The following is a 20,562-nucleotide window of genomic DNA, read 5'->3' as shown; positions in this document are numbered from 1 at the left end:
TATTATATATAAGGATAACATTATCAATCGCCATCACAAAGAAAAACACACAATAAAAACATCATAATATTTTGTTTATGTTTGATAAAACACTATCTTTGCATCGTTAACAGCCAAGTTATCAACCTAAGATATTATCATTACCTAAATTCATATAGTTATGAGAAAAACAATTATCTTATCTGTTATGATGCTATGCTCGCTTCTCAGCAAAGCACAAGAAGCACCGAAATGGATTAATAACGTTAAGCTGTCAGGCTTTGGTATCGTTCAATACCAATACAATGGTATGCATAACAACAAGTCAAACACATTCAACCTCCGTCTTGGTCGTGTCTCTCTTGATGGCCGTATCTTAAATGATTGGTATTGGAAAGCACAGTTACAGTTTAATGGTAACACCTCTACTTTGGGCGCATCACCCCGTGTAGTCGACTTATTCATCGAGTGGCAGAAGTATGACTTCTTCCGTGTTAAGGCGGGACAGTTCAAGAATCCATTTACATTCGACAATCCTATCCACCCTATCGACCAAGGTTTCATGAGCGTAGCACAAAGTGTTCAGAAGTTGGCAAGCTTCTCTGACCGTGCTGGTGCGCATCCTTCAAACGGTCGTGATATTGGTGTACAGATACAAGGTGACTTCTTAAAGAATAATGCTGGTAGGAACCTTGTACACTATCAAGTTGGAGTTTTCGACGGACAGGGTATCAACGTAAGAGATGTCGACCAGCAGAAGAACATCATTGGTGGCGTATGGGTAATGCCTGTTGAAGGTATGCGCTTAGGTTGTTTCGGCTGGACAGGTTCGTATGCTCGCAAGGGTACGTGGACAGACGCAGCCGGAACCACACACTCTGGTGTACGTAGTCTGCAACAACGACGCTATGCCTTCTCTGCAGAATACAAGGTTAAAGACTGGACAGTACGCTCTGAATACGTACATTCTACTGGTAATGCCTTCGCTAAAGCACTGAGTAACACAGATGCTTCGGCAGCTACAGACTGCAATCTTAGTACAGATGGAGACAAAGCTCAGGGTGTTTATGCTTTAGTCATTGCACCTATCATTCCTAAGAAGCTACATGCCAAGGCACGTTACGATATGTATCAGCCATCTGATGGAGCAGATAAGCAGCGCACACAATACGACTTAGGACTTGATTATGAGTTTACTAAGAGCCTTGCCTTAAGCGGTATTTATTCTTACGTTCACGACCGTTCCTTGAATGGTCCTGCAGGTCATCCGAACTACTCAATGTTCGACTTGGAATTAAGTTTCCGTTTCTAAAATAAATTAAAATTAAGAAAATCACGGATACATTAGGTTGTATCCGTGATTTTTTGTACCTTTGTCACAATTAGTGTAAAGTTATATTAACAAACAAAGGGTTACTTCCATACAGAAGAACCGGCTCACACAAACTCTAAAACATGACAAGGCATCATCATACACACCATCACACGGGAGGAATTAAGCCCCCTTCTTCATCAGCTGCACGCCGTCGCAAGATTATAAATAAGGTAATGAAGATTGTTATGACATTCTTTGCTATAGCAATTGTTGGATTGGTCTACTGGCTATATAGCAACTAATCCAACTGGATTCATTAACAAACTAAAGTCTAATATATTACTCCTTATTCGGTTATGATAGCTGAATAAGCAACGGTTTGTACATTGTAAACAAACTCACAATACCACGAAAAGAATTCCATTAATTATCGGCATACGACAACCATGTTTCAAGCATGATCGTTGCCAGTTGTCTCTTATCATCAATTTTACTACAATCCAAGAGTTTATTCCTCCTCTCCCTATTTATGAATAACCGTCTAAATGATGGGTGTTGGGTGGTAAGTGTTAGGTGATAATGGCTTGTTTAATGGGTGTTGGATGGTAAGTGTTAGGTGGTAATGATTTGTATAGTGGTTGATGGGTGTTAGGTGTTTTGTTAGCTGTTAATGGATTGTTTGATGGGTGTTAAGTATTGAGTGTTGGGTGATTATGGCTTATACCGTGAGTACTAAATGTTGAGTGTTGGCTATTAACAACTTAGATTAGGCTCCTTCACCTTCCTTGTCACGCATTAAATCATAGCAAACCATATCCCGTTAGGCGCTCCCCTCCTTCGGAGGGGTCGGGGGAGGTCCTTCCCACTAAACATTCCTTTCCTCTTCGTTGAGAGTCTATGAGGAGAGGTGTCAAGTCTCTTTATGTCAACATTTTTCGCGACTCTCAACCCCAACACACGCTCTTTAAGCTCAAAGAAGAGGCCTAACTATATTCAAGAACATGCCCCTCTTGCATGCAGAAGATGCCCTTCTTGAGGCAAGAAGGGCGTCTTCTCCAATGCTATTTATAACATACTGATTTATTGAATATTACGGATTAGGTGCTTAGAGATGTTATACCCTTATCATGAGGGTGTTTTGTACAGAAACGTGTAATACTTTTTTACTTCCTTGCGGTTATCCCAGAGATATAAAGTAGTTACCAAGATGTTTCCATGAAGACAAGGAGTGAAGCAGTAGGACACTTCAGTCACTCACAGAACAACGGTGAATTTTGCACACAGAAAAAGTCTATATAGGCACTGTATGTAGTATCTGAAACGTCACTCGGAAAGTCAGTAAGCCACATAAACTACATCATGGTATGATAATATTTAGGATTACCTTATCTTTTTACTATCCCTCAATATCAACTCGCAGACTCCTTAACATCCCTTCTCTGACAGTAGTCATTATCTATCCTTATGAACAAGGTGGAGATGGTAGTGTGCCCCGTCGTAATCAATTCGCATTATTCTATCAGAGAGTTCATGTCGACTTGATAGCGACAAAGCAACATGTCCCATCGTACGTCGTAGATTTATTTCGACAACAGGATGAAGCATAAACCCCTTTTCTGCCGCAACAATCATCATATCAACACCCAACGGACCTCTGTAAACACCTCGCAAATGAATGGTAAGCAACTGCTCTAAGGAGGTTACTACATCATTCAACAAACCTTCTGAGATATAAGTAGACAAGATAGACTTCTTCTCTACTTCATCAGCAAGGCTATTACCAAGATACGCCCCATTAACGGTATGAAAGACAGATAGTCCCGCATAGTGAACACCTTCAGCATCAGAATAGAACTCAACACCAAAGTCTTTCACCTTATTGTAATAGGGTTCAATCATTATTCCCCCTTGCATCTTTATCACATTCTTAGCCCAATTAGCCAAAGCTGGCCCCAAGATTGAATCAACATAGCGTACGCCGCGCCCGCTACTACTCCATGGCGCTTTAATCACAGCCTTTCCTATCGTTTGAAGCATGCTTTCTAAATCCGCAAAACAGTCTACATAAAAAGCCTTACCAAGCAAGACAGGATTAGCAAGTTGTGTCTGTACATCCTCCAACACGGCAGAAGAGAACTGTCGATTACTAAGTTTTCGTATATCGGCAAGTTCTTTGTCAGTAGGAAGAACTGCTGTTTTAACACCCATCTGTTCTAATTGAAATTTCAAGGCAGCGTCCCATCCCCAGGGTGACACATTATCTATATATTCAGAAAGACGCTCTACATCGTTTCTGCTTACAAAGTTAACCTGCTCACCGTAACGTTGAAAGCGAAGCGCATGTTGCTTGGCAGAGCCAATGTTCTCTACAAGAACGTAGTCACCTTCCGCTGCCCAAAGAACAGGAAGATAATCTAAATCGTGACGAAGTAGCCTTCCTGCGTGTGGAGCCGTAAAATACTTATTATCATAAGCTAATGCTATATCATGCTCGGGATTGAATATATGTAATGTCATAGATGTCCTTTATTTATGTTGTGCAAAGGTACATCAAAGCAAATATACCACAAAATAAAAATAAAAAAATCATTTTTTGCTATCTATAGTTTGCAAATAAGAGAAATAAGTAGTAACTTTGCATGTGCATAACATTATATAAAGAGAACAAGATGGACGCATTCTTTCGCACGCATACTTACTTGGTGGAGCACGTAAATGCCCCTGTGCGCCGTCGGCTCATGGATGAAATCGATTGGAACGACAGGCTCATTGGCATCAAAGGCACACGAGGCGTGGGTAAGACTACCTTCCTATTGCAATATGCGAAAGAGCATTATGGCTCTACTGATCGCCAATGTCTTTATGTAAACATGAACAACTTTTACTTCCAAAGTAGAGGAATAGCAGACTTTGCCGGCGAGTTCTATCGCCATGGAGGAAAAGTATTGTTAATTGATCAAGTATTCAAGCAGCCAAATTGGAGCAGTGAACTCCGTTTGTGTTATGACTCTTATCCTGAGTTGAAAATTGTCTTCACGGGGTCAAGCGTCATGAGATTGAAAGAAGAAAACCCCGAACTGAATGGCATAGTAAAGAGCTACAACCTTAGAGGATTCTCCTTCCGTGAATACTTAAACCTACAGACAGGACAACACTTTGAGCCTTACACATTACAAGACATCGTAAACAACCACGAGGAAATAACAAGACAAATACTCTCAAAGGTTAGTCCCATGAGTTTCTTTGCAGACTATATTCACCATGGTTTCTACCCTTTCTTCTTAGAGCATCGTAACTTTTCTGAGAACTTATTAAAGACTATGAACATGATGACAGAGGTCGATATCCTCCTCATCAAACAAATAGATCTGAAGTATCTCACGAAGATTAAGAAGCTATTTTATCTTCTTGCTCTGGAAGGTCCAAAGGCTCCCAACATCAGTAACCTTGCTAAAGAAATCAATACAAGTCGAGCTACTGTGATGAATTACATCAAGAATCTCGCTGATGCACGACTCATAAGTCTTGTTTACCCAGTAGGTCAGGAGTTTCCAAAGAAACCTGCAAAGGTAATGCTACAGAACTCCAACTTGATATATGCTATCTATCCTATCCATCTTGATGATCAGCAACTTATGGAGACATTCTTTGTCAATGCGCTACAAGAAGTCTGCTTAGTAAACGAAAGTAATAAGCCTGGTACATATATTATCAGTCAGAAAGACAAATTTAAGGTTTGTGATACAGGAAAGAACAAGAAACGATTCAGTAACGACACAACCTATATTATATACAATACCGAAGTTGGGAAAGACAATCAAGTACCTCTTTGGCTAATGGGTTTCCTATATTAGGCAAGACCAAAAACATTATAACAATATTCATTTAATAAATTTCAAAATGGCTAAAGAAAAGAAGTTTATCACTTGTGATGGTAACGAGGCCGCTGCTCATGTGAGCTACATGTTCTCTGAGGTAGCAGCTATCTATCCTATCACTCCATCATCTCCTATGGCTGAGCACGTAGACGAGTGGTCAGCACGTGGACGTAAGAACCTTTGGGGTCAGACTGTTAGCGTACAGGAGATGCAGTCAGAGGGTGGCGCAGCTGGTGCCGTACACGGTTCTTTACAGTCTGGTGCTCTCACGACAACCTTCACCGCATCACAGGGTCTTCTATTGATGATTCCTAACATGTATAAGATTGCCGGTGAGCTTTTGCCATGTGTATTCAATGTTTCAGCACGTACACTTGCAAGCCACGCCCTTTGTATCTTCGGTGATCATCAGGACGTTATGGCTTGTCGTCAGACAGGTTTCGCATTGTTCTGCTCTGGTTCTGTACAGGAGGTAATGGACCTCTCTGCAGTTCCACACCTTGCTTCATTGAAGACATCAGTTCCTTTCATCAATTTCTTCGACGGTTTCCGTACATCACACGAGTATCATAAGATTGAGTGTCTTGACCAGGAAGACATCCGTCCATTGGTTGACGAGGAAGATGTTAAGCGTTTCCGCGACCGTGCAATGACTCCTGAGCGCCCAGTTGTACGTGGTACTGCTGAGAACCCTGAGACTTTCTTCACACATCGTGAGGCATCTAACAGCGCATACGAGAACGTACCAGAGGTTGTTGAGCACTATCTCAACGAATTGACCAAGATTACTGGTCGTGAGCATCACCTCTTTGATTACTATGGTGCTGAGGATGCTGAGAATATCATCATCTTGATGGGTTCAGCAACTGAGGCAGCTCGTGAGGCTATCGACTACTTGATGTCTCAGGGTAAGAAGGTTGGTATGATTGCCGTACACCTCTATCGTCCATTCTCTGTTAAGCACTTACTCGCTGCAGTTCCTAAGTCTGTTAAGCGTATTGCAGTACTTGACCGTACAAAGGAACCAGGTGCAGAGGGTGAGCCATTGTACCTCGATGTTAAGAGTGCATTCTATGATGTTGAGAACAAACCACTAATTGTTGGTGGTCGTTATGGTCTTGGTTCTGCTGATACAACACCAGCTAAGATCATCGCTGTTTATGATAATCTTGAATTGCCAGAACCAAAGGATCATTTCACTGTAGGTATCGTTGATGACGTAACCTTCACTTCTCTCCCAGAGGTTGAAGAGATTCCATTAGGTGGTGAAGGCATGTTCGAGGCTAAGTTCTATGGTTTGGGTGCTGACGGTACAGTTGGTGCTAACAAGAACTCAGTAAAGATTATCGGTGATAACACTGATAAGCACTGCCAAGCTTATTTCTCTTACGACTCTAAGAAGTCAGGTGGTTTCACCTGTTCTCACCTTCGTTTCGGTGATAGCCCAATCCGTTCTACTTATCAGGTAAATACTCCTAACTTCGTTGCATGCCACGTTCAGGCTTATCTGAACATGTATGACGTAACGCGTGGATTGCGTAAGAACGGTACATTCTTGCTGAATACAATCTTTGAGGGTGATGAACTCGTACACTTTATACCTAACAAGGTAAAGCGTTACTTCGCTAAGAACAATATTACCGTTTACTATATCAACGCAACAAAGATTGCTCTGGAGATTGGACTTGGTAACCGTACCAACACCATCCTACAGTCTGCTTTCTTCCGTATCACAGAGGTTATCCCTCTCGATCTTGCCGTAGACCAGATGAAGAAATTCATCGTTAAGAGTTATAGCAAGAAGGGTCAGGATGTTGTAGACAAGAACTTTGCTGCTGTTGACCGTGGTAACGAGTACAAACAACTGACTGTTGACCCAGCATGGGCTAACCTTCCAGACGATGAAGCTAAGGTTGACGATGCTCCAGCATTCGTTAAGGAACTCGTTCGTCCTATGAACGCACAGGCAGGTGACCTCTTGAAGGTTTCTGATTTCGTTAATCATGGCACCGTTGACGGTACATGGTCAGTTGGTACTGCTGCTTACGACAAGCGCGGTGTAGCTGCTTTTGTTCCTGCATGGGATGCTGAGAACTGTATTCAGTGTAACAAGTGTGCATTCGTTTGTCCTCATGCATGTATCCGTCCATTCGTTTTGGATGAGGCAGAGAAGGCTGGCTTCAATGAGCCAACACTTGATATCCTTGCTCCAAAGCAGCTCAAGGGTATGCAATTCCGCATCGAAGTATCTGTTCTCGACTGTACAGGTTGTGGCAACTGTGCTGATGTCTGCCCAGGTAAGAAGGGTAACAAGGCATTGTCAATGACACAGTTTGTTGCAGGTGAAGAGGAAGCTACACGTCGTGCAGCCGACTGGAACTATCTTGTTAAGAACGTTAAGAGCAAGCAGAACTTGGTAGATATCAAGTCAAACGCTAAGAACTCTCAGTTTGCTCAGCCTTTGTTCGAATTCTCTGGTGCATGTGCTGGTTGTGGTGAGACACCATACGTTAAGCTCGTTTCACAGCTCTTCGGTGACCGTGAGATGATTGCTAACGCTACTGGTTGTTCTTCTATCTACTCAGCTTCAGTACCTTCTACTCCTTACACAACTAATGAGGAAGGTCATGGTCCTGCATTCAACAACTCATTGTTCGAGGACTTCTGCGAGTTCGGTATGGGTATGGCAATGGGTAACAAGAAGATGCGTGAGCGCATCGTAGTGCTCCTTAGTGGTGCTATGGATGACGAGCATGTATCTGCAGAGTTCAAGGAAGCAGCTCAAGAATGGCTTAACAACATGAACGACGCTGATGCTTCTAAGGTTGCAGCAGCTAAGTTGAAGCCATTAATCGAGGCTGGTGCAGCAAAGGGTTGCCCTGTATGTGCAGAGTTGAAGACGCTCGACCACTATCTCGTTAAGCGTAGCCAGTGGATTATCGGTGGTGATGGTGCTTCATACGATATCGGTTACGGTGGTCTCGACCATGTTATCGCTTCTGGTGAGGACGTTAATATCTTAGTACTCGATACTGAGGTTTACTCAAACACTGGTGGTCAGAGTTCTAAGTCTACTCCACTCGGTGCTATCGCTCAGTTCGCTGCTAAGGGTAAGCGTATCCGTAAGAAGGACCTCGGCTTGATGGCAACTACATACGGTTATGTTTACGTAGCTCAGGTAGCTATGGGTGCTGACAACGCACAGACCTTAAAGGCTATTCGTGAGGCTGAGGCTTACCCAGGTCCATCACTCATTATCGCTTACTCTCCATGTATCAACCATGGTTTGAAGATTAAGGGTGGTATGGGTCGCAGCCAGGCTCAAGAGGCTAACGCTGTTGCTTGTGGTTACTGGCACCTCTGGCGTTACAACCCACAGTTGGCAGAAGAAGGCAAGAACCCATTCTCTCTCGACTCTAAGGAGCCAGATTGGGACAAGTTCCAAGAGTTCCTTCACAGTGAGGTTCGCTTCCTCTCTGTCCTCAAAGCTTATCCAAACGAGGGGCAAGAGCTCTTCAAGGCTTGTGAGGATATGGCCAAGCTCCGTTACAAGAGCTATGTTCGCAAGACCAAGGAAGACTGGAGCGAAGAGGCATAATCGCCTACTGCACAGACTAAATTGATATAGTTTAATCACTATATAACATACGCTAAGAGGCTTCTCCACAATGGAGAGGCCTCTTTTTTATTGTCTCTAATCATTCATCACGTTACATATTATCAGTCCTATTACCATGGAAAGGTCTCTTACTGATTGTTTATACATATTCTCACAGCCATCGAAACAGATTACGGACCTACTCTTTGTGATTGATAAAAACCATTCAGTACACCTTCAAAAGCATAACAATATCACTATTCCTACTCAAGATTTCTGAGACAAAAAAGACATCACTACGAATTATTTTCATGAAGGAAAATATTTTTTTACGTGAACATAATTCTTTTTTTTCATGAAAAAAAACATTTTCACTCATGAAAAGAATTTGAATAACGTGAATAAACAACATAAAAGGCCATCATGAATACGCTCTTAATCTATTTTGTTTAAGAGAAGAAAAAACAACATATTCGCTTTGAATTTACCATGATTATGCGTATATTTGTACATGAAGACAGTTACTCCTAACGTAGACAACAATCCGAATATGAAAAGTAGAATATTATCATTAGCCATCATCATTGCAATTACCGTCATTTCATTACTCCGTATTACGAACGGTCCTGAGAGTATTATCCTGCATTGGAGCTTTGCAGGAGAGGCAGACAGCTACGGTCCTAAGTATCTTATATTGGCACATCCTGCTATTTCAATAATCGTCTTCTTGCTGATTATCAACCAAGAGAAGCACCCATACGACACAAGTCTATTGAGCGAACAAAGTCGAAGAAAGAGCAATCCAAAGGCTATCCGTACCATTATGCCCATACTAATGGTAGTTATATTGTATCTTACAGCATGTTCTGCCCAAATGCTTCCCATGTCATCAATAGTGCTGTTCTCCCTTATCTTCCTTGCTATAATTATCTATATCTATAAATCACACAAACAGATAAAGCATTAAAAACGAAGTTATTTATTTTGCATTTTGCTTGATTTAATGTATCTTTGTAGCTATGAATGCACAAGAAGCACAGAACATTAAATGGAGTGAGAATATCATCATCGTGGATGGTGATTATATAGACCATGTTGCGTTCGACCTCATTGTCAACTTTGAGCGAATGCTTAACCGTCGTATTCCAGCTGCTGATTTCAGTCAGTGGGCTGTCAACATCGCCCTTGACGGACGATTGAAGCCAGGAAATCATGAGACACAAGTAGTCCTTCTACATGACAGAAAGAATCGAAAACTTGAGAACTTTGCCCCATCTGACTATGAGAAAGAGTTGAACGGACAAGCTTTCAAAGATGTTCAACTTGGAGAGTTCATTATTAATACGATTGCTACTGGTGATGAAGCAGCCGAGAAAGACTATGTTCTTCTCGACCTTCTGAAGACCATTCTTAATCATGAAGAGGTTAAGCGTATTATGATAATACCAAATGCTGAGGATGGGCATGTGATGAGTGCACTACGATCTACGCTTTGCGATGTAGATGATGAGCTAAAACATATCACGCTGTTTGCAATGCAACCACTCGAAGGAGGCAACTTCAAACAGCAAATCTTAGGCTATTCACTACTAAACGCAATGGGCATAACCTCATCAGAGATTGACCGTAAGATTAAGTAAGAAAAAAGCATAAAAACAATAATTATAAAATAAGAATTCCTAACATAACATTCCCTTTTCCCCTATCACTGGAATGGAGAGAAAGGATAATATGACAAGGAATAGGATTGAACTATGGGAAAAGTTTTAATGATTGGCGCAGGTGGTGTAGCCACTGTAGCCGCTTTTAAGATTGTCCAAAACCAGGACGTGTTTACGGAGTTCATGATTGCCAGCCGTCGTAAAGAGAAATGTGACGCACTGGTTAAGGCTATTCATGACAAAGGCTACAAGGCAGACATCAAGACTGCACAGGTTGATGCAGATGATGTTGAACAGTTGAAGGCGCTCTTCAATTCCTTCAAACCTGAGCTGGTAATCAATCTGGCACTACCCTATCAGGACCTCACCATCATGGATGCCTGCTTAGCTTGCGGTTGCAACTATCTTGACACAGCTAACTATGAGCCAAAAGATGAGGCACACTTTGAGTATAGCTGGCAATGGGCTTATAAAGATAAGTTCGAGAAAGCAGGCTTAACAGCTATCCTCGGTTGTGGTTTCGACCCTGGAGTGTCACAAGCCTACACTGCATATGCAGCAAAGCATCACTTTGATGAGATTCACTATCTCGATATTGTTGACTGTAACGCAGGTAACCATCACAAAGCGTTTGCCACTAACTTCAACCCAGAAATCAATATCCGTGAGATTACCCAAAAGGGTCTTTACTATGAGAATGGTAAATGGATTGAGACAGAACCATTGGTAGTACATCAAGATATTACCTATCCAAACATCGGTCCACGCGACTCTTACTTGATGCACCACGAGGAGTTGGAGTCATTAGTCAAGAACTATCCGACAATTAAGCGTGCTCGCTTCTGGATGACCTTTGGTCAGCAATACCTTACTTACCTCGATTGTATTCAGAACCTTGGTATGAGTCGTATCGATGAGATTGAATATGAAGCACCATTAGCTGACGGTTCTGGTAAGACTGCAAAGGTTAAGATAGTACCTTTACAGTTCTTGAAAGCAGTATTACCAAACCCACAAGAACTCGGTGAGAACTATGATGGCGAGACCTCTATCGGCTGCCGTATCCGTGGTATCAAGGATGGTAAGGAACAAACTTATTACATCTATAACAACTGCAAGCATCAGGATGCCTATAATGAAACAGGTATGCAAGGCGTAAGCTATACGACTGGCGTACCAGCAATGGCTGGTGCGATGATGTTCTTCAAGGGGCTGTGGCGCAAGCCAGGTGTCTGGAATGTGGAAGACTTCGACCCAGATCCATTCTTGGAGGTTCTCAATAAACAGGGACTACCTTGGCATGAGGAGTTTGGAGGAGATTTAGAACTATAAGAAGATGGCTTGCTCTTTGGACTTTATTGAATTTGTTAGTAGTCAGATAGCAACTGCGGGAAATGTAAGATACAGGAAGATGTTTGGTGGCTACATAGTTTATGTTGACGAAAAGCCTGTTATCATAGTTTGTGACAATATACCTTATGTCAAAGAACACGAGGCAATTAAGTCAATGATGCTATCTTCCGAACGTGGATTCCCTTATGAAGGAGCTAAGGAACACTACGTTTTAGATGTTTCAAGGTCTGATTTTGCAGTCAGGGTTGTTAAGACCTTAGTAGAGGTTTTACCCTATCCAAAAAAAAGAAAGAAGAATAAATAATGTTTTATCAATCAAAAACAAGATAATAGTATATGGCAAAAGAAGAGACAACATCAGCAGCTGAAGGCAAGTTGAAAGCCTTGCAGGCTGCAATGTCTAAGATAGAGAAAGACTTTGGTAAAGGGTCTATCATGCGCATGGGCGATGAGCAGATAGAGCAGGTAGAGGTAATCCCAACAGGCAGTGTGGCACTTGACACGGCACTTGGTGTAGGTGGTTATCCACGTGGTAGGATTATAGAGATCTATGGTCCGGAGAGTTCTGGTAAGACAACATTGGCTATCCATGCCATTGCAGAGGCACAGAAGCAGGGTGGAATAGCAGCCTTCATTGATGCCGAACATGCATTCGATCGATTCTACGCAGAGAAGTTAGGTGTGGATATTGATAATCTTTGGATATCACAACCAGACAATGGTGAGCAGGCATTAGAGATTGCTGATCAGCTGATTCGTTCATCTGCAATTGACATTCTCGTAGTTGACTCAGTAGCAGCCTTGACCCCAAAGAAGGAGATTGAGGGTGATATGGGTGATTCTGCAGTAGGTTTACAGGCACGATTGATGAGTCAGGCGTTGCGTAAACTTACCTCAACAATTGCAAAAACCAATACTTGTTGCATCTTCATCAACCAGTTGCGTGAGAAAATCGGTATCATGTTTGGTAACCCAGAGACAACTACTGGTGGTAACGCTTTGAAGTTCTACAGTTCTGTTCGCCTTGATATCCGTCGTGTAACATCTATCAAAGATGGCGACCAAGTTATTGGTAACCAGGTTCGTGTGAAGATTGTTAAGAACAAGGTAGCCCCTCCTTTCCGTAAAGCAGAGTTTGAGATCACCTTCGGTGAGGGTATTTCAAAGATTGGTGAGATTGTTGACTTAGGTGTTCAATACGGCATCATCCAGAAGAGTGGTAGCTGGTTTAGCTATAACGGTACCAAACTCGCACAAGGCCGTGATGCTACCAAGGCAATGATCAAAGATAATCCAGAACTTGCAGAGGAGCTGGAAGGATTGATTAAGAACGCTATTACTGAACAAACAAAGTAATCGAAACGAATATAGTATCTTAAGTGTTCTCATGCAAAATGAGTTCATTTAGGATACTATAAACTTTTTATGTTCATATAGATCTTACCATAGATTGATTATAATCATAAAGGCCTAACTGCATATAGTCCATTTACTCTCATCTAAATATAAAATACTCCACACCTGTTAGCAGGTATTATTTATCATACATATTAGGAGATTCGTCTGTATTTCCCCCACCTCTCTACTCCTCTTATGGACTAAATACGTTTATCCCCCCATCATACATCTATCTTAAAAGTATATTCATTCATTAATTAAGATTCTATTCAAAGTGACACCTTTCTCATCTCTTTCCTCTAATGAACAATCACTTCTTATGCTGATGTCCTACTTTCATCATAATGAAGTAGGAAAAACAGAGCTTAGTGTATTGGCTTCTAAAATAATGTCTCCCGCTATCTATAAGTTAACTCTACAACAGTTACTTACTAATAATATGCTGTATGAGTCACAAGTTTCGTATAATACAAAAACTATATACGCAGATAGAAACATAATAATACCAGCCATTGTCGAACTCTTTAAGACTAAGAATAAACCTCTTTTGAAGAGTATAAGAAGTCTATTTCAGCAAAAGAAACGACTTAGCCAACTCGACCCTTTAATCAGCCTCATTGTATATCTTATTGCTGAGAAGGAGCCTGAGGCAGTAAGGTATTCAGATCATAAGACAACAATAGAACTATGTTACTGTTCTTACGACATTCTTGATGATAGATTGTATAAACCATTCTTTAGTTCGCTACCAGATGAACTCTTATTGTCTATTATAGATGACAACCTGCTTAGAGCACTCTTACAAGACAAACAATTAGATTGGGATTACCTTAAAGAACTTATTATACAGGATAAGACAACTAAAAAAGGGAATATAAAGAGCTCTGAATCAATTAGGACCTTTGCCTTCTATTACTACTTAGGAACAGGTAAGCTCTGCATTGATTTACATACTTCTATAGCCAACTCCTTTACCCTCCAGATAGCTGCGATTGGTGCTTTATACAAGGACGATTACTCTTTAGCCTACAAATTATACACTAAGGCATTAGCAACCCATAACAAGCAAACCATAATAAAAGGCATCTTCACGAACCCCATCTCAAACTATTACTTTGCCTTAGCTGCTATTTTCGCCAATACAGAATCATCCTTACAGAAACTGAGGACTATGGCGAACAAGAAGGGGGTTTCTTTTATAAACCTGTCATCAATGATAATTTCACCATTGAGAGATTATTTCTGTGACAAAAAAGACCCACACATCAATGATATTTATTTCATGACAATACGCAACGATGCCAATACGCAGGCGGTGAGCTGGCTAACATGGATATTATATCAACGATTAGGAAAGACCCCAAAAAGTGCTGAGATACCACCAATAGCACCTAACTGGGCGTACCTACAACTTGAGACATGTTCAAAGGAGGAGGACGCTAAATCTCATCAACTGCAAGAGCTCTTCGGAGGGACATCCTTGTTTAACCGACTGGAGATAAAATCTACTTGGCAAATTCGCCTTGAATCACTCCTTGCAGAAAACCAAACAGAGGATGTACAAGAAGGTGAAACGGAGTATAATACTAAACTTATATATATCTTACGATATGGTATCATAGTCCCAATCCTCAAACGAAAGCTAAAGAATGGAAGCTGGTCTGTGGGTAGGGAGTTATCTATTCAGGAGTTTAAGAGTCTCGATGAGCCATGCTTTGACAGTATTGATCAGAATGTCAAGACGGAAATCTCTACTTGGGAATATAGTATTTATATAGAGAAGTATTTATATCTATTTATCGATTGTGACCATATCTATATAGGCAACACCAATAATCTCATCCCTGTAGCGGTCCATTTAGACAAGCCTCATCTGATTATTAATAAACAAAAAGATGGTTCTTTTAGCGTCTCTACCAATGTAATTGAGTTAGAGAGAGGGATAAGATCATCTTTCTTCTTTACTAAGAATACGGAGACAGACTACTCTGTTTTTACGCCTACTCAGTTTGAATACAAGACATATAAGGAGATACTTACTCAGGCAAGTTACCCCGCAGAGGCCGAGCCCTATCTTGTCAAGTTAATAACAGCTATTGGAGGTAAGACTGAGATACACTCTAATATGGTTGCAGAGCTTGACTCTATGAAGAAAGTTGACGTTTCTCCATGTATCATTCTCCGCATCGTTCCAGACAAGAACCATAACTTCTTAATGACAGCTTCTGTACGAGCTTCTGAAAGCATGTTGTTTGTTCCAGGTAAGGGTAATATTACTACAATCGCAGAAAAAGATGGACAGAAAGTACAACTGGTACGAAATTTAAAGAAAGAGCGGGAATACTTAAAGGCCATCAACGAAGGTTTGATAGTGTCTGAGGTCCTCGAAGAAGAGGACACATGGACTCCCCAGAGTATCAACGAGCCTTTAGGACTTTCACTTCTGTCGTTACTTCCTTTTATAGAATGGTGTAAGGAACATCAAGATATTTGTACTTTGGAATGGGCTGAAGGCTGTAAAATAAATTACCATCCCAACATTAATAGCAGTACAACACACATCTCTTTCAAAACGAAAAACGGTTGGTTTGAGGTAGAGGGTAATGTACAAATAAGCGAAGGACAAGTTATCTCTCTCCAGAAACTGCTCGAACTTATGCGGCAAAACTATAAACAGAAGTTTATTCGCATTGGTGACAATGAGTTTATCACCCTTAGTAGCCAACTTTCACGTATTCTTAAACGACTCGACACAGTGACAACAGAGAGCCGTTCGCACCTACAAATGGCTCCTGCAGCCGTCTCTTTAATAGGCGATCTGTTAGATGATTCATCCTTAGATATCAAGCATAATGAAGCAATAGATGCCTTGCGTAAGCGTATCGAAACCTGCAGTAAGGAGGTGCCTATCGTTCCCAAGACGCTACAAGCACAACTACGTGATTATCAAGAAGAAGGATTTGAATGGATGTCAAGACTGACTGCATGGGGAGCTGGTGTATGTCTTGCTGATGACATGGGATTAGGAAAGACTGTCCAGACCATTACCCTACTCCTTGAACAGAGTGCAAATGGTGCCTCACTTATAGTTGCACCAGCATCTGTTGTACCCAACTGGCGCAACGAACTTAAACGATTTGCACCGACACTGAACCTTACTGTACTCAATCAGAGCGAGGATCGCTCAAAAGATATCAAGGAAGCCAAGGCTGGTGATGTCATTATCATTACTTATGCACTATTGAATATTCAGCAGAAAGACCTCACTGCACGTGAATGGAATATAGTTTGTCTTGACGAGGCACACACCATTAAGAATGCTAACACAAAGATGTCGAAGGCAGCTATGCAGCTACAAGCACAGCGAAAGGTTATCCTTACGGGTACTCCTATTCAAAACCATTTAGCTGAGTTGTGGAACCTCTTCCAGTTTATTATCCCTGGTCTTTTGGGGAGTGCAGAGCAATTTAAGCAGAAATTCATCCTACCAATTGAAGGTGAGAACGACAAAAACAGACAAAATCAGCTGCGTCGACTGATATCTCCATTCCTGTTACGGAGAACAAAAGCAGAAGTTATCGATGAATTACCAGCTAAGAATGAAATCAAACTACCTGTGGAGTTGTCGTCTGAAGAGATGGCGATGTATGAGATAAGACGTCGTCATGTAGAAGAGAAGGTGCTTGACAAAAAAGCTGACAAGATGATTGTATTGGCTGAAATCACCCGTTTACGCCAGATGGCATGTAGCTGTTCGTTAGTTGATAAGAAGTGGAAACTCCCAAGCAGTAAGGTTCTTGCATTCATCGACTTGGCTGAGAGCCTCAACGACAGTGGCAACCGAGCCCTCGTGTTCAGCCAATTTACCAGTTTCTTCGAGGAGATAAAGAAGGCTATGGACACAGCTAAACTTCCTTATCTCTACCTTGACGGAAGCACACCGATGGCTATGCGCGAGAAGTTAGTCAAGGAGTTTCAGTCAGGGAAGTGTCCTTTCTTCCTCATTAGTCTGAAGGCTGGAGGATTGGGACTCAACCTTACGGGTGCAAACTATGTCATCCATCTTGATCCATGGTGGAATCCTGCCATCGAGCAGCAGGCTACCGACCGTGCTTATCGTATTGGACAACAACAGGACGTAACAGTCTATCATTTGATTAGTCAGCACACCATTGAGGAAAAGATACTACGTCTACATAAGACAAAGCGTAACCTTTCTGACTCTCTTCTTGAGGGTTCTGACATCTCTCATGCACTGACACAGGAAGAACTACTCGAAATGCTGCAAGACAACCGATAACAGAATTGAGTCTTCCTCATGACATCTATAAAATAGGCAAACCAGGAACTTATAATCAATACATTCCTGTTTTGCCTATTTTAATTGGAATAGTGAGACACTGAAGTTTAGCTTCTACGGTAAATCTCTATCCGTAGTACGCTTTTGTAAGTGCCTTCATTTGGGAAAGAACAATTACTACTGCTGCGCAATAGTCCATTCCTTTTCAACATCTTCTATAGTAATTCCTAACAGTTTCATCTCTCGGAAAATGGAAGGGAGCGATTGTGTGAGGAATGTTTTACGTCGAGTACTCATGATTTGTTCACGTGCACCAGCTGAAACAAAGTAGCCAAGTCCACGCCGATTGTATATAATCTCCTCACGAGAGAGTAGCTCATAGGCCTTCACTGCAGTGTTCGTATTCACCTGCAGCATAACGGCATACTCCCGGACAGAGGGTATTCGGTCGTCAGCTTTATAGGTTCCAGCTATGATCTCATCGCAAAGGCGGTCAGCCATTTGCTCATAGATAGCCTTATTATTTTCGAAATTCATAAGCCTTAATATTTAATCCACGCCTTGTTAAATATTTCTCCATCGATTGTTGATGACCTGCAGACGTGTGTAAATCTTATAAGAAGACCAGAACATCAATAGACTTACTCCAATCGAAATCATAGAAGCATAAGGATTCTTTATAAAAACAACCTCATAGTCTGTACTTTCGTAAAGGAATATCTTTAAAAGGAAGAAACCTATTATAGAAAGAATAATCACAGTTAAATAACTAACTGTCGTCTTCAACCAAGCTAACTTGCGGAAAAGTAAACCTCCAAAGATAGCAATTGAATAACTCATAAGTGTTGACAGAACCTTATCCCATAGGAGCGAATCTCCTATAGACGAATTGCTGTCAAAGTAGGCTACAACCATAGAAAAACTTTCTTCGGGTGCAATAAGCATTGAAATCAACAGCTGTAATCCATCTGCAACAATAAAAGAAGCACAAATAGTTAAAGGGTAAATCACTGCAACCAATAGCACACGTGCAACAAACTTCTCAAGATTAGTAGCTGGCAGCATCAATTCATTGATACGTTGCTGACGCCCTTCAAGGTCTTGAATGAAAAATGTACCTAATACGAAGAAGACAATTGGAGAAAAAATCCCAATAAAATCTACAACTTCTGAAACGAATGACTTGTAACCTATATCATCCATAGACTTTCCAGAAAACATAGGTGTAGTGAACTTTGCAAGAACTAAGAATATGATAAGAAAAGTAATAAAGATTACACTTCTCTTGCGCTGGCTTATCACCAAGAGTCTACTCATTACCTTACCGAAACGGTCTAAATCAAACTTTGTCATAATTTATATCCTCCTTAATTCTATTTTATTCTTGTTGTTTTATCTTTAATAACGGCTCCCTTCTCTGTAACCATGGTCAAGGGTAAGCACGTTGTTCCCGTAGTATTGATCTTTGGTTCACCCTTCGCAGAGATAATTGCCGTATCAGTTCGATAGAAATTTACACCTAAGCCTACTTCGCCATAGGTATCAAAGATTACCTTTTTAGCAGTTAGGCTTTTAACATCAATAGCCCCCAAACCCACCATAGAGACTTCCAACTGATTGATATTCATCTTATTTATCTTCAGATTACCACCTAAAGGAGCATCAATGCTGAGCTTATCAAGTTTAAAAGAATCTGAAAGAATAACAGTAGCAGAATTGTTCCAACTTAGCTTTGAGAGTGTTGGCGTAGTGATATAAATAACAATACTTTGCGTTACCCTATCTGAAGGTTTCAAATCAAAAAAGCCTATATGCTGAATCAGGTTTTTCATGTCAATTACCAGTCTATTCTGTTTATTGACAAAACTTAATACATCAAGTCGCTTCTCCTCCCCTTTAAACTTTAAGCTGTACTTCTTACCTTGTGATATATAAACAGTACCAGCTCCACGGATGTCTATCGTGTCAAACGAATCAACAGAGGCCTCCTCTGTCACCATCTTTCCGTAGTCTTTTTTTCGGATGTAGCAAGAATTTAAAGCAAGTAAGCAAGCTACAGAGATTAGGCCGATATTAATGATTTTTGCAAATGTTGTCTTCATAATGATATTCCTCCTTCTTTTATTTTAGTTTACCTGTTGTTGCAGCATTGAACAACAACTCAAGGTTAATAGTTGTTTCGTTATCTCCCTCCTGACGTCGAGCAATTACATTATTGCCCTGAAGCGATGGTTCAGCATAGAGTACTTCGTCATCCATCTCATTACTTTGACGGATGCCGAAGGTGTATTTTGCGGTGATATCCTCGGTAGAAGCGTTGATAAGCAACTGTGAGTTATCAAGGATGATAATGTGATCAAGCAACTGCTCAACATCATGCACCTGATGGGTAGAGATAATCAACGACGAATCTTCTGCTATATTCCCAGCAATAACCTTACGGAAAAGAGCCTTTGAAGGAATGTCGAGCCCGTTAGTTGGCTCGTCCATCAATAGCAGATGACAACCAGTAGCAAGTGCAAAACTCATATACACCTTCTTTTTCTGTCCCATAGAGAGTTGCTTAAAATCGACATCTAAAGACATCTCAAAGTCGGTCAGACACTTTTCAAGCACCTCCTCGCTAAATCGAGGGTAAAAGTCTTCGTGAATCTTAGCATACTTACTGAGTGGCATATTGGGCAAATCATACTCCTCAGGAACAATATACAGTTCCTCTAACATCTCTGGGTAACGACTTGAAGCGGTATAACCATCAACCAAAACACTACCCTTTTGCGGTCGTAGAAGGCCAGCAATGAGGTAGAGCAGTGTACTCTTTCCCATACCGTTCCTGCCTAAAAGACCATAAATTCGGTTCTCTTTGAGTTGTAGACTCAGTCCCTCAAACACATTGTGCTTGCTTTTAGGATAACTGAAAGTCAGTTCATTAACTTGAATCATAAGGCTTTCTTTCTTTTATTAGATTGTTTTATATAACGTCATTTATTACTTGTATATTTATTAGTAACAGCGTACTACTATAATAGTACACTGCAAATGTAATATTAAAAATCATTACTTGCAAGCATTTCAGCAAT

15 protein-coding genes are annotated in these 20,562 nt (G+C 41.0%); 10 read left to right on the top strand and 5 right to left on the bottom strand.

The genetic code is table 11. From position 1 onward, the window contains the following. Window positions 1-160: 160 nt before the first annotated feature. Together CHB62_RS09975 and CHB62_RS14905 are read left to right on the top strand one after the other, a co-directional pair. Complete coding sequence (locus CHB62_RS09975; RefSeq protein ID WP_089366722.1) at window positions 161-1,291, top strand: porin; 1,131 nt, start codon at window positions 161-163, stop codon at window positions 1,289-1,291. A 143-nt stretch (window positions 1,292-1,434) separates the two neighbouring features. Beyond that, a complete protein-coding gene (locus CHB62_RS14905; RefSeq protein ID WP_158296829.1) occupies window positions 1,435-1,596 on the top strand; it encodes a hypothetical protein in 162 nt (53 codons plus the stop codon). 1,150 nt (window positions 1,597-2,746) lie between these two features. Here CHB62_RS14905 and CHB62_RS09970 read toward each other — a convergent pair. After that, the gene (locus CHB62_RS09970; RefSeq protein WP_089366721.1) at window positions 2,747-3,811 is read right to left on the bottom strand and encodes an ATP-grasp domain-containing protein; all 1,065 of its coding nucleotides are present in this window, start codon (window positions 3,809-3,811) and stop codon (window positions 2,747-2,749) included. Window positions 3,812-3,963: 152 nt separating this feature from the next. Here CHB62_RS09970 and CHB62_RS09965 point away from each other — a divergent pair, with 152 nt between their 5' ends. From CHB62_RS09965 to CHB62_RS09925, 8 genes are all read left to right on the top strand, one after another. Continuing rightward, on the top strand, window positions 3,964-5,148 hold the full coding sequence (locus CHB62_RS09965; RefSeq protein WP_042856055.1) for an ATP-binding protein: 1,185 nt from the start codon (window positions 3,964-3,966) through the stop codon (window positions 5,146-5,148). A gap of 46 nt (window positions 5,149-5,194) precedes the next feature. Continuing rightward, window positions 5,195-8,770, top strand: a complete 3,576-nt coding sequence (gene nifJ, locus CHB62_RS09960) for a pyruvate:ferredoxin (flavodoxin) oxidoreductase (protein ID WP_089366720.1) — start codon at window positions 5,195-5,197, stop codon at window positions 8,768-8,770. A 550-nt stretch (window positions 8,771-9,320) separates the two neighbouring features. Continuing rightward, window positions 9,321-9,737: a DUF1648 domain-containing protein gene (locus CHB62_RS09950; protein ID WP_240616241.1), complete on the top strand. Its 417-nt coding sequence runs from the start codon at window positions 9,321-9,323 to the stop codon at window positions 9,735-9,737. A 52-nt stretch (window positions 9,738-9,789) separates the two neighbouring features. Beyond that, the gene (locus CHB62_RS09945; protein ID WP_089366717.1) at window positions 9,790-10,410 is read left to right on the top strand and encodes a DUF6621 family protein; all 621 of its coding nucleotides are present in this window, start codon (window positions 9,790-9,792) and stop codon (window positions 10,408-10,410) included. A 114-nt stretch (window positions 10,411-10,524) separates the two neighbouring features. Then, entirely contained in the window at window positions 10,525-11,763 is a 1,239-nt protein-coding gene (locus tag CHB62_RS09940; RefSeq protein WP_089366716.1) for a saccharopine dehydrogenase family protein, read from the top strand. A gap of 4 nt (window positions 11,764-11,767) precedes the next feature. Then, entirely contained in the window at window positions 11,768-12,088 is a 321-nt protein-coding gene (locus CHB62_RS09935; protein ID WP_089366715.1) for a TfoX/Sxy family protein, read from the top strand. Window positions 12,089-12,120: 32 nt separating this feature from the next. Further along, window positions 12,121-13,140, top strand: coding sequence for a recombinase RecA (recA, locus tag CHB62_RS09930; protein ID WP_009011351.1), 1,020 nt, complete (start codon window positions 12,121-12,123; stop codon window positions 13,138-13,140). 589 nt (window positions 13,141-13,729) lie between these two features. After that, window positions 13,730-17,482 (top strand): DEAD/DEAH box helicase, encoded by a 3,753-nt coding sequence (locus CHB62_RS09925; RefSeq protein ID WP_314698799.1) that lies wholly within the window; start codon window positions 13,730-13,732, stop codon window positions 17,480-17,482. A gap of 177 nt (window positions 17,483-17,659) precedes the next feature. Here CHB62_RS09925 and CHB62_RS09920 read toward each other — a convergent pair whose 3' ends face one another. The 4 genes from CHB62_RS09920 to CHB62_RS09905 are packed head-to-tail and all read right to left on the bottom strand — an operon-like array spanning window position 17,660 to window position 20,425. Continuing rightward, window positions 17,660-18,019 (bottom strand): GntR family transcriptional regulator, encoded by a 360-nt coding sequence (locus tag CHB62_RS09920; protein WP_089366713.1) that lies wholly within the window; start codon window positions 18,017-18,019, stop codon window positions 17,660-17,662. Window positions 18,020-18,046: 27 nt separating this feature from the next. Continuing rightward, window positions 18,047-18,835, bottom strand: a complete 789-nt coding sequence (locus CHB62_RS09915; protein ID WP_089366712.1) for a hypothetical protein — start codon at window positions 18,833-18,835, stop codon at window positions 18,047-18,049. A 20-nt stretch (window positions 18,836-18,855) separates the two neighbouring features. Beyond that, window positions 18,856-19,584, bottom strand: a complete 729-nt coding sequence (locus CHB62_RS09910) for a GIN domain-containing protein (protein ID WP_089366711.1) — start codon at window positions 19,582-19,584, stop codon at window positions 18,856-18,858. Window positions 19,585-19,603: 19 nt separating this feature from the next. Then, complete coding sequence (locus CHB62_RS09905; protein WP_089366710.1) at window positions 19,604-20,425, bottom strand: ABC transporter ATP-binding protein; 822 nt, start codon at window positions 20,423-20,425, stop codon at window positions 19,604-19,606. Window positions 20,426-20,562: the final 137 nt, after the last annotated feature.

It is taken from the genome of Prevotella jejuni (assembly GCF_900187995.1).
Taxonomy (GTDB): Bacteria; Bacteroidota; Bacteroidia; order Bacteroidales; family Bacteroidaceae; genus Prevotella; species Prevotella jejuni.
This window is presented reverse-complemented; position numbering and strand designations above follow the sequence as displayed.

Coding starts and splice junctions, on each gene's coding strand:
- CHB62_RS09975 (WP_089366722.1), top strand. CDS start 161: ATGAGAAAAACAATTATCTTATCTGTTATGATGCTATGCTCGCTTCTC.
- CHB62_RS14905 (WP_158296829.1), top strand. CDS start 1,435: ATGACAAGGCATCATCATACACACCATCACACGGGAGGAATTAAGCCC.
- CHB62_RS09970 (WP_089366721.1), bottom strand. CDS start 3,811: ATGACATTACATATATTCAATCCCGAGCATGATATAGCATTAGCTTAT.
- CHB62_RS09965 (WP_042856055.1), top strand. CDS start 3,964: ATGGACGCATTCTTTCGCACGCATACTTACTTGGTGGAGCACGTAAAT.
- nifJ (WP_089366720.1), top strand. CDS start 5,195: ATGGCTAAAGAAAAGAAGTTTATCACTTGTGATGGTAACGAGGCCGCT.
- CHB62_RS09950 (WP_240616241.1), top strand. CDS start 9,321: ATGAAAAGTAGAATATTATCATTAGCCATCATCATTGCAATTACCGTC.
- CHB62_RS09945 (WP_089366717.1), top strand. CDS start 9,790: ATGAATGCACAAGAAGCACAGAACATTAAATGGAGTGAGAATATCATC.
- CHB62_RS09940 (WP_089366716.1), top strand. CDS start 10,525: ATGGGAAAAGTTTTAATGATTGGCGCAGGTGGTGTAGCCACTGTAGCC.
- CHB62_RS09935 (WP_089366715.1), top strand. CDS start 11,768: ATGGCTTGCTCTTTGGACTTTATTGAATTTGTTAGTAGTCAGATAGCA.
- recA (WP_009011351.1), top strand. CDS start 12,121: ATGGCAAAAGAAGAGACAACATCAGCAGCTGAAGGCAAGTTGAAAGCC.
- CHB62_RS09920 (WP_089366713.1), bottom strand. CDS start 18,019: ATGAATTTCGAAAATAATAAGGCTATCTATGAGCAAATGGCTGACCGC.
- CHB62_RS09915 (WP_089366712.1), bottom strand. CDS start 18,835: ATGACAAAGTTTGATTTAGACCGTTTCGGTAAGGTAATGAGTAGACTC.
- CHB62_RS09910 (WP_089366711.1), bottom strand. CDS start 19,584: ATGAAGACAACATTTGCAAAAATCATTAATATCGGCCTAATCTCTGTA.
- CHB62_RS09905 (WP_089366710.1), bottom strand. CDS start 20,425: ATGATTCAAGTTAATGAACTGACTTTCAGTTATCCTAAAAGCAAGCAC.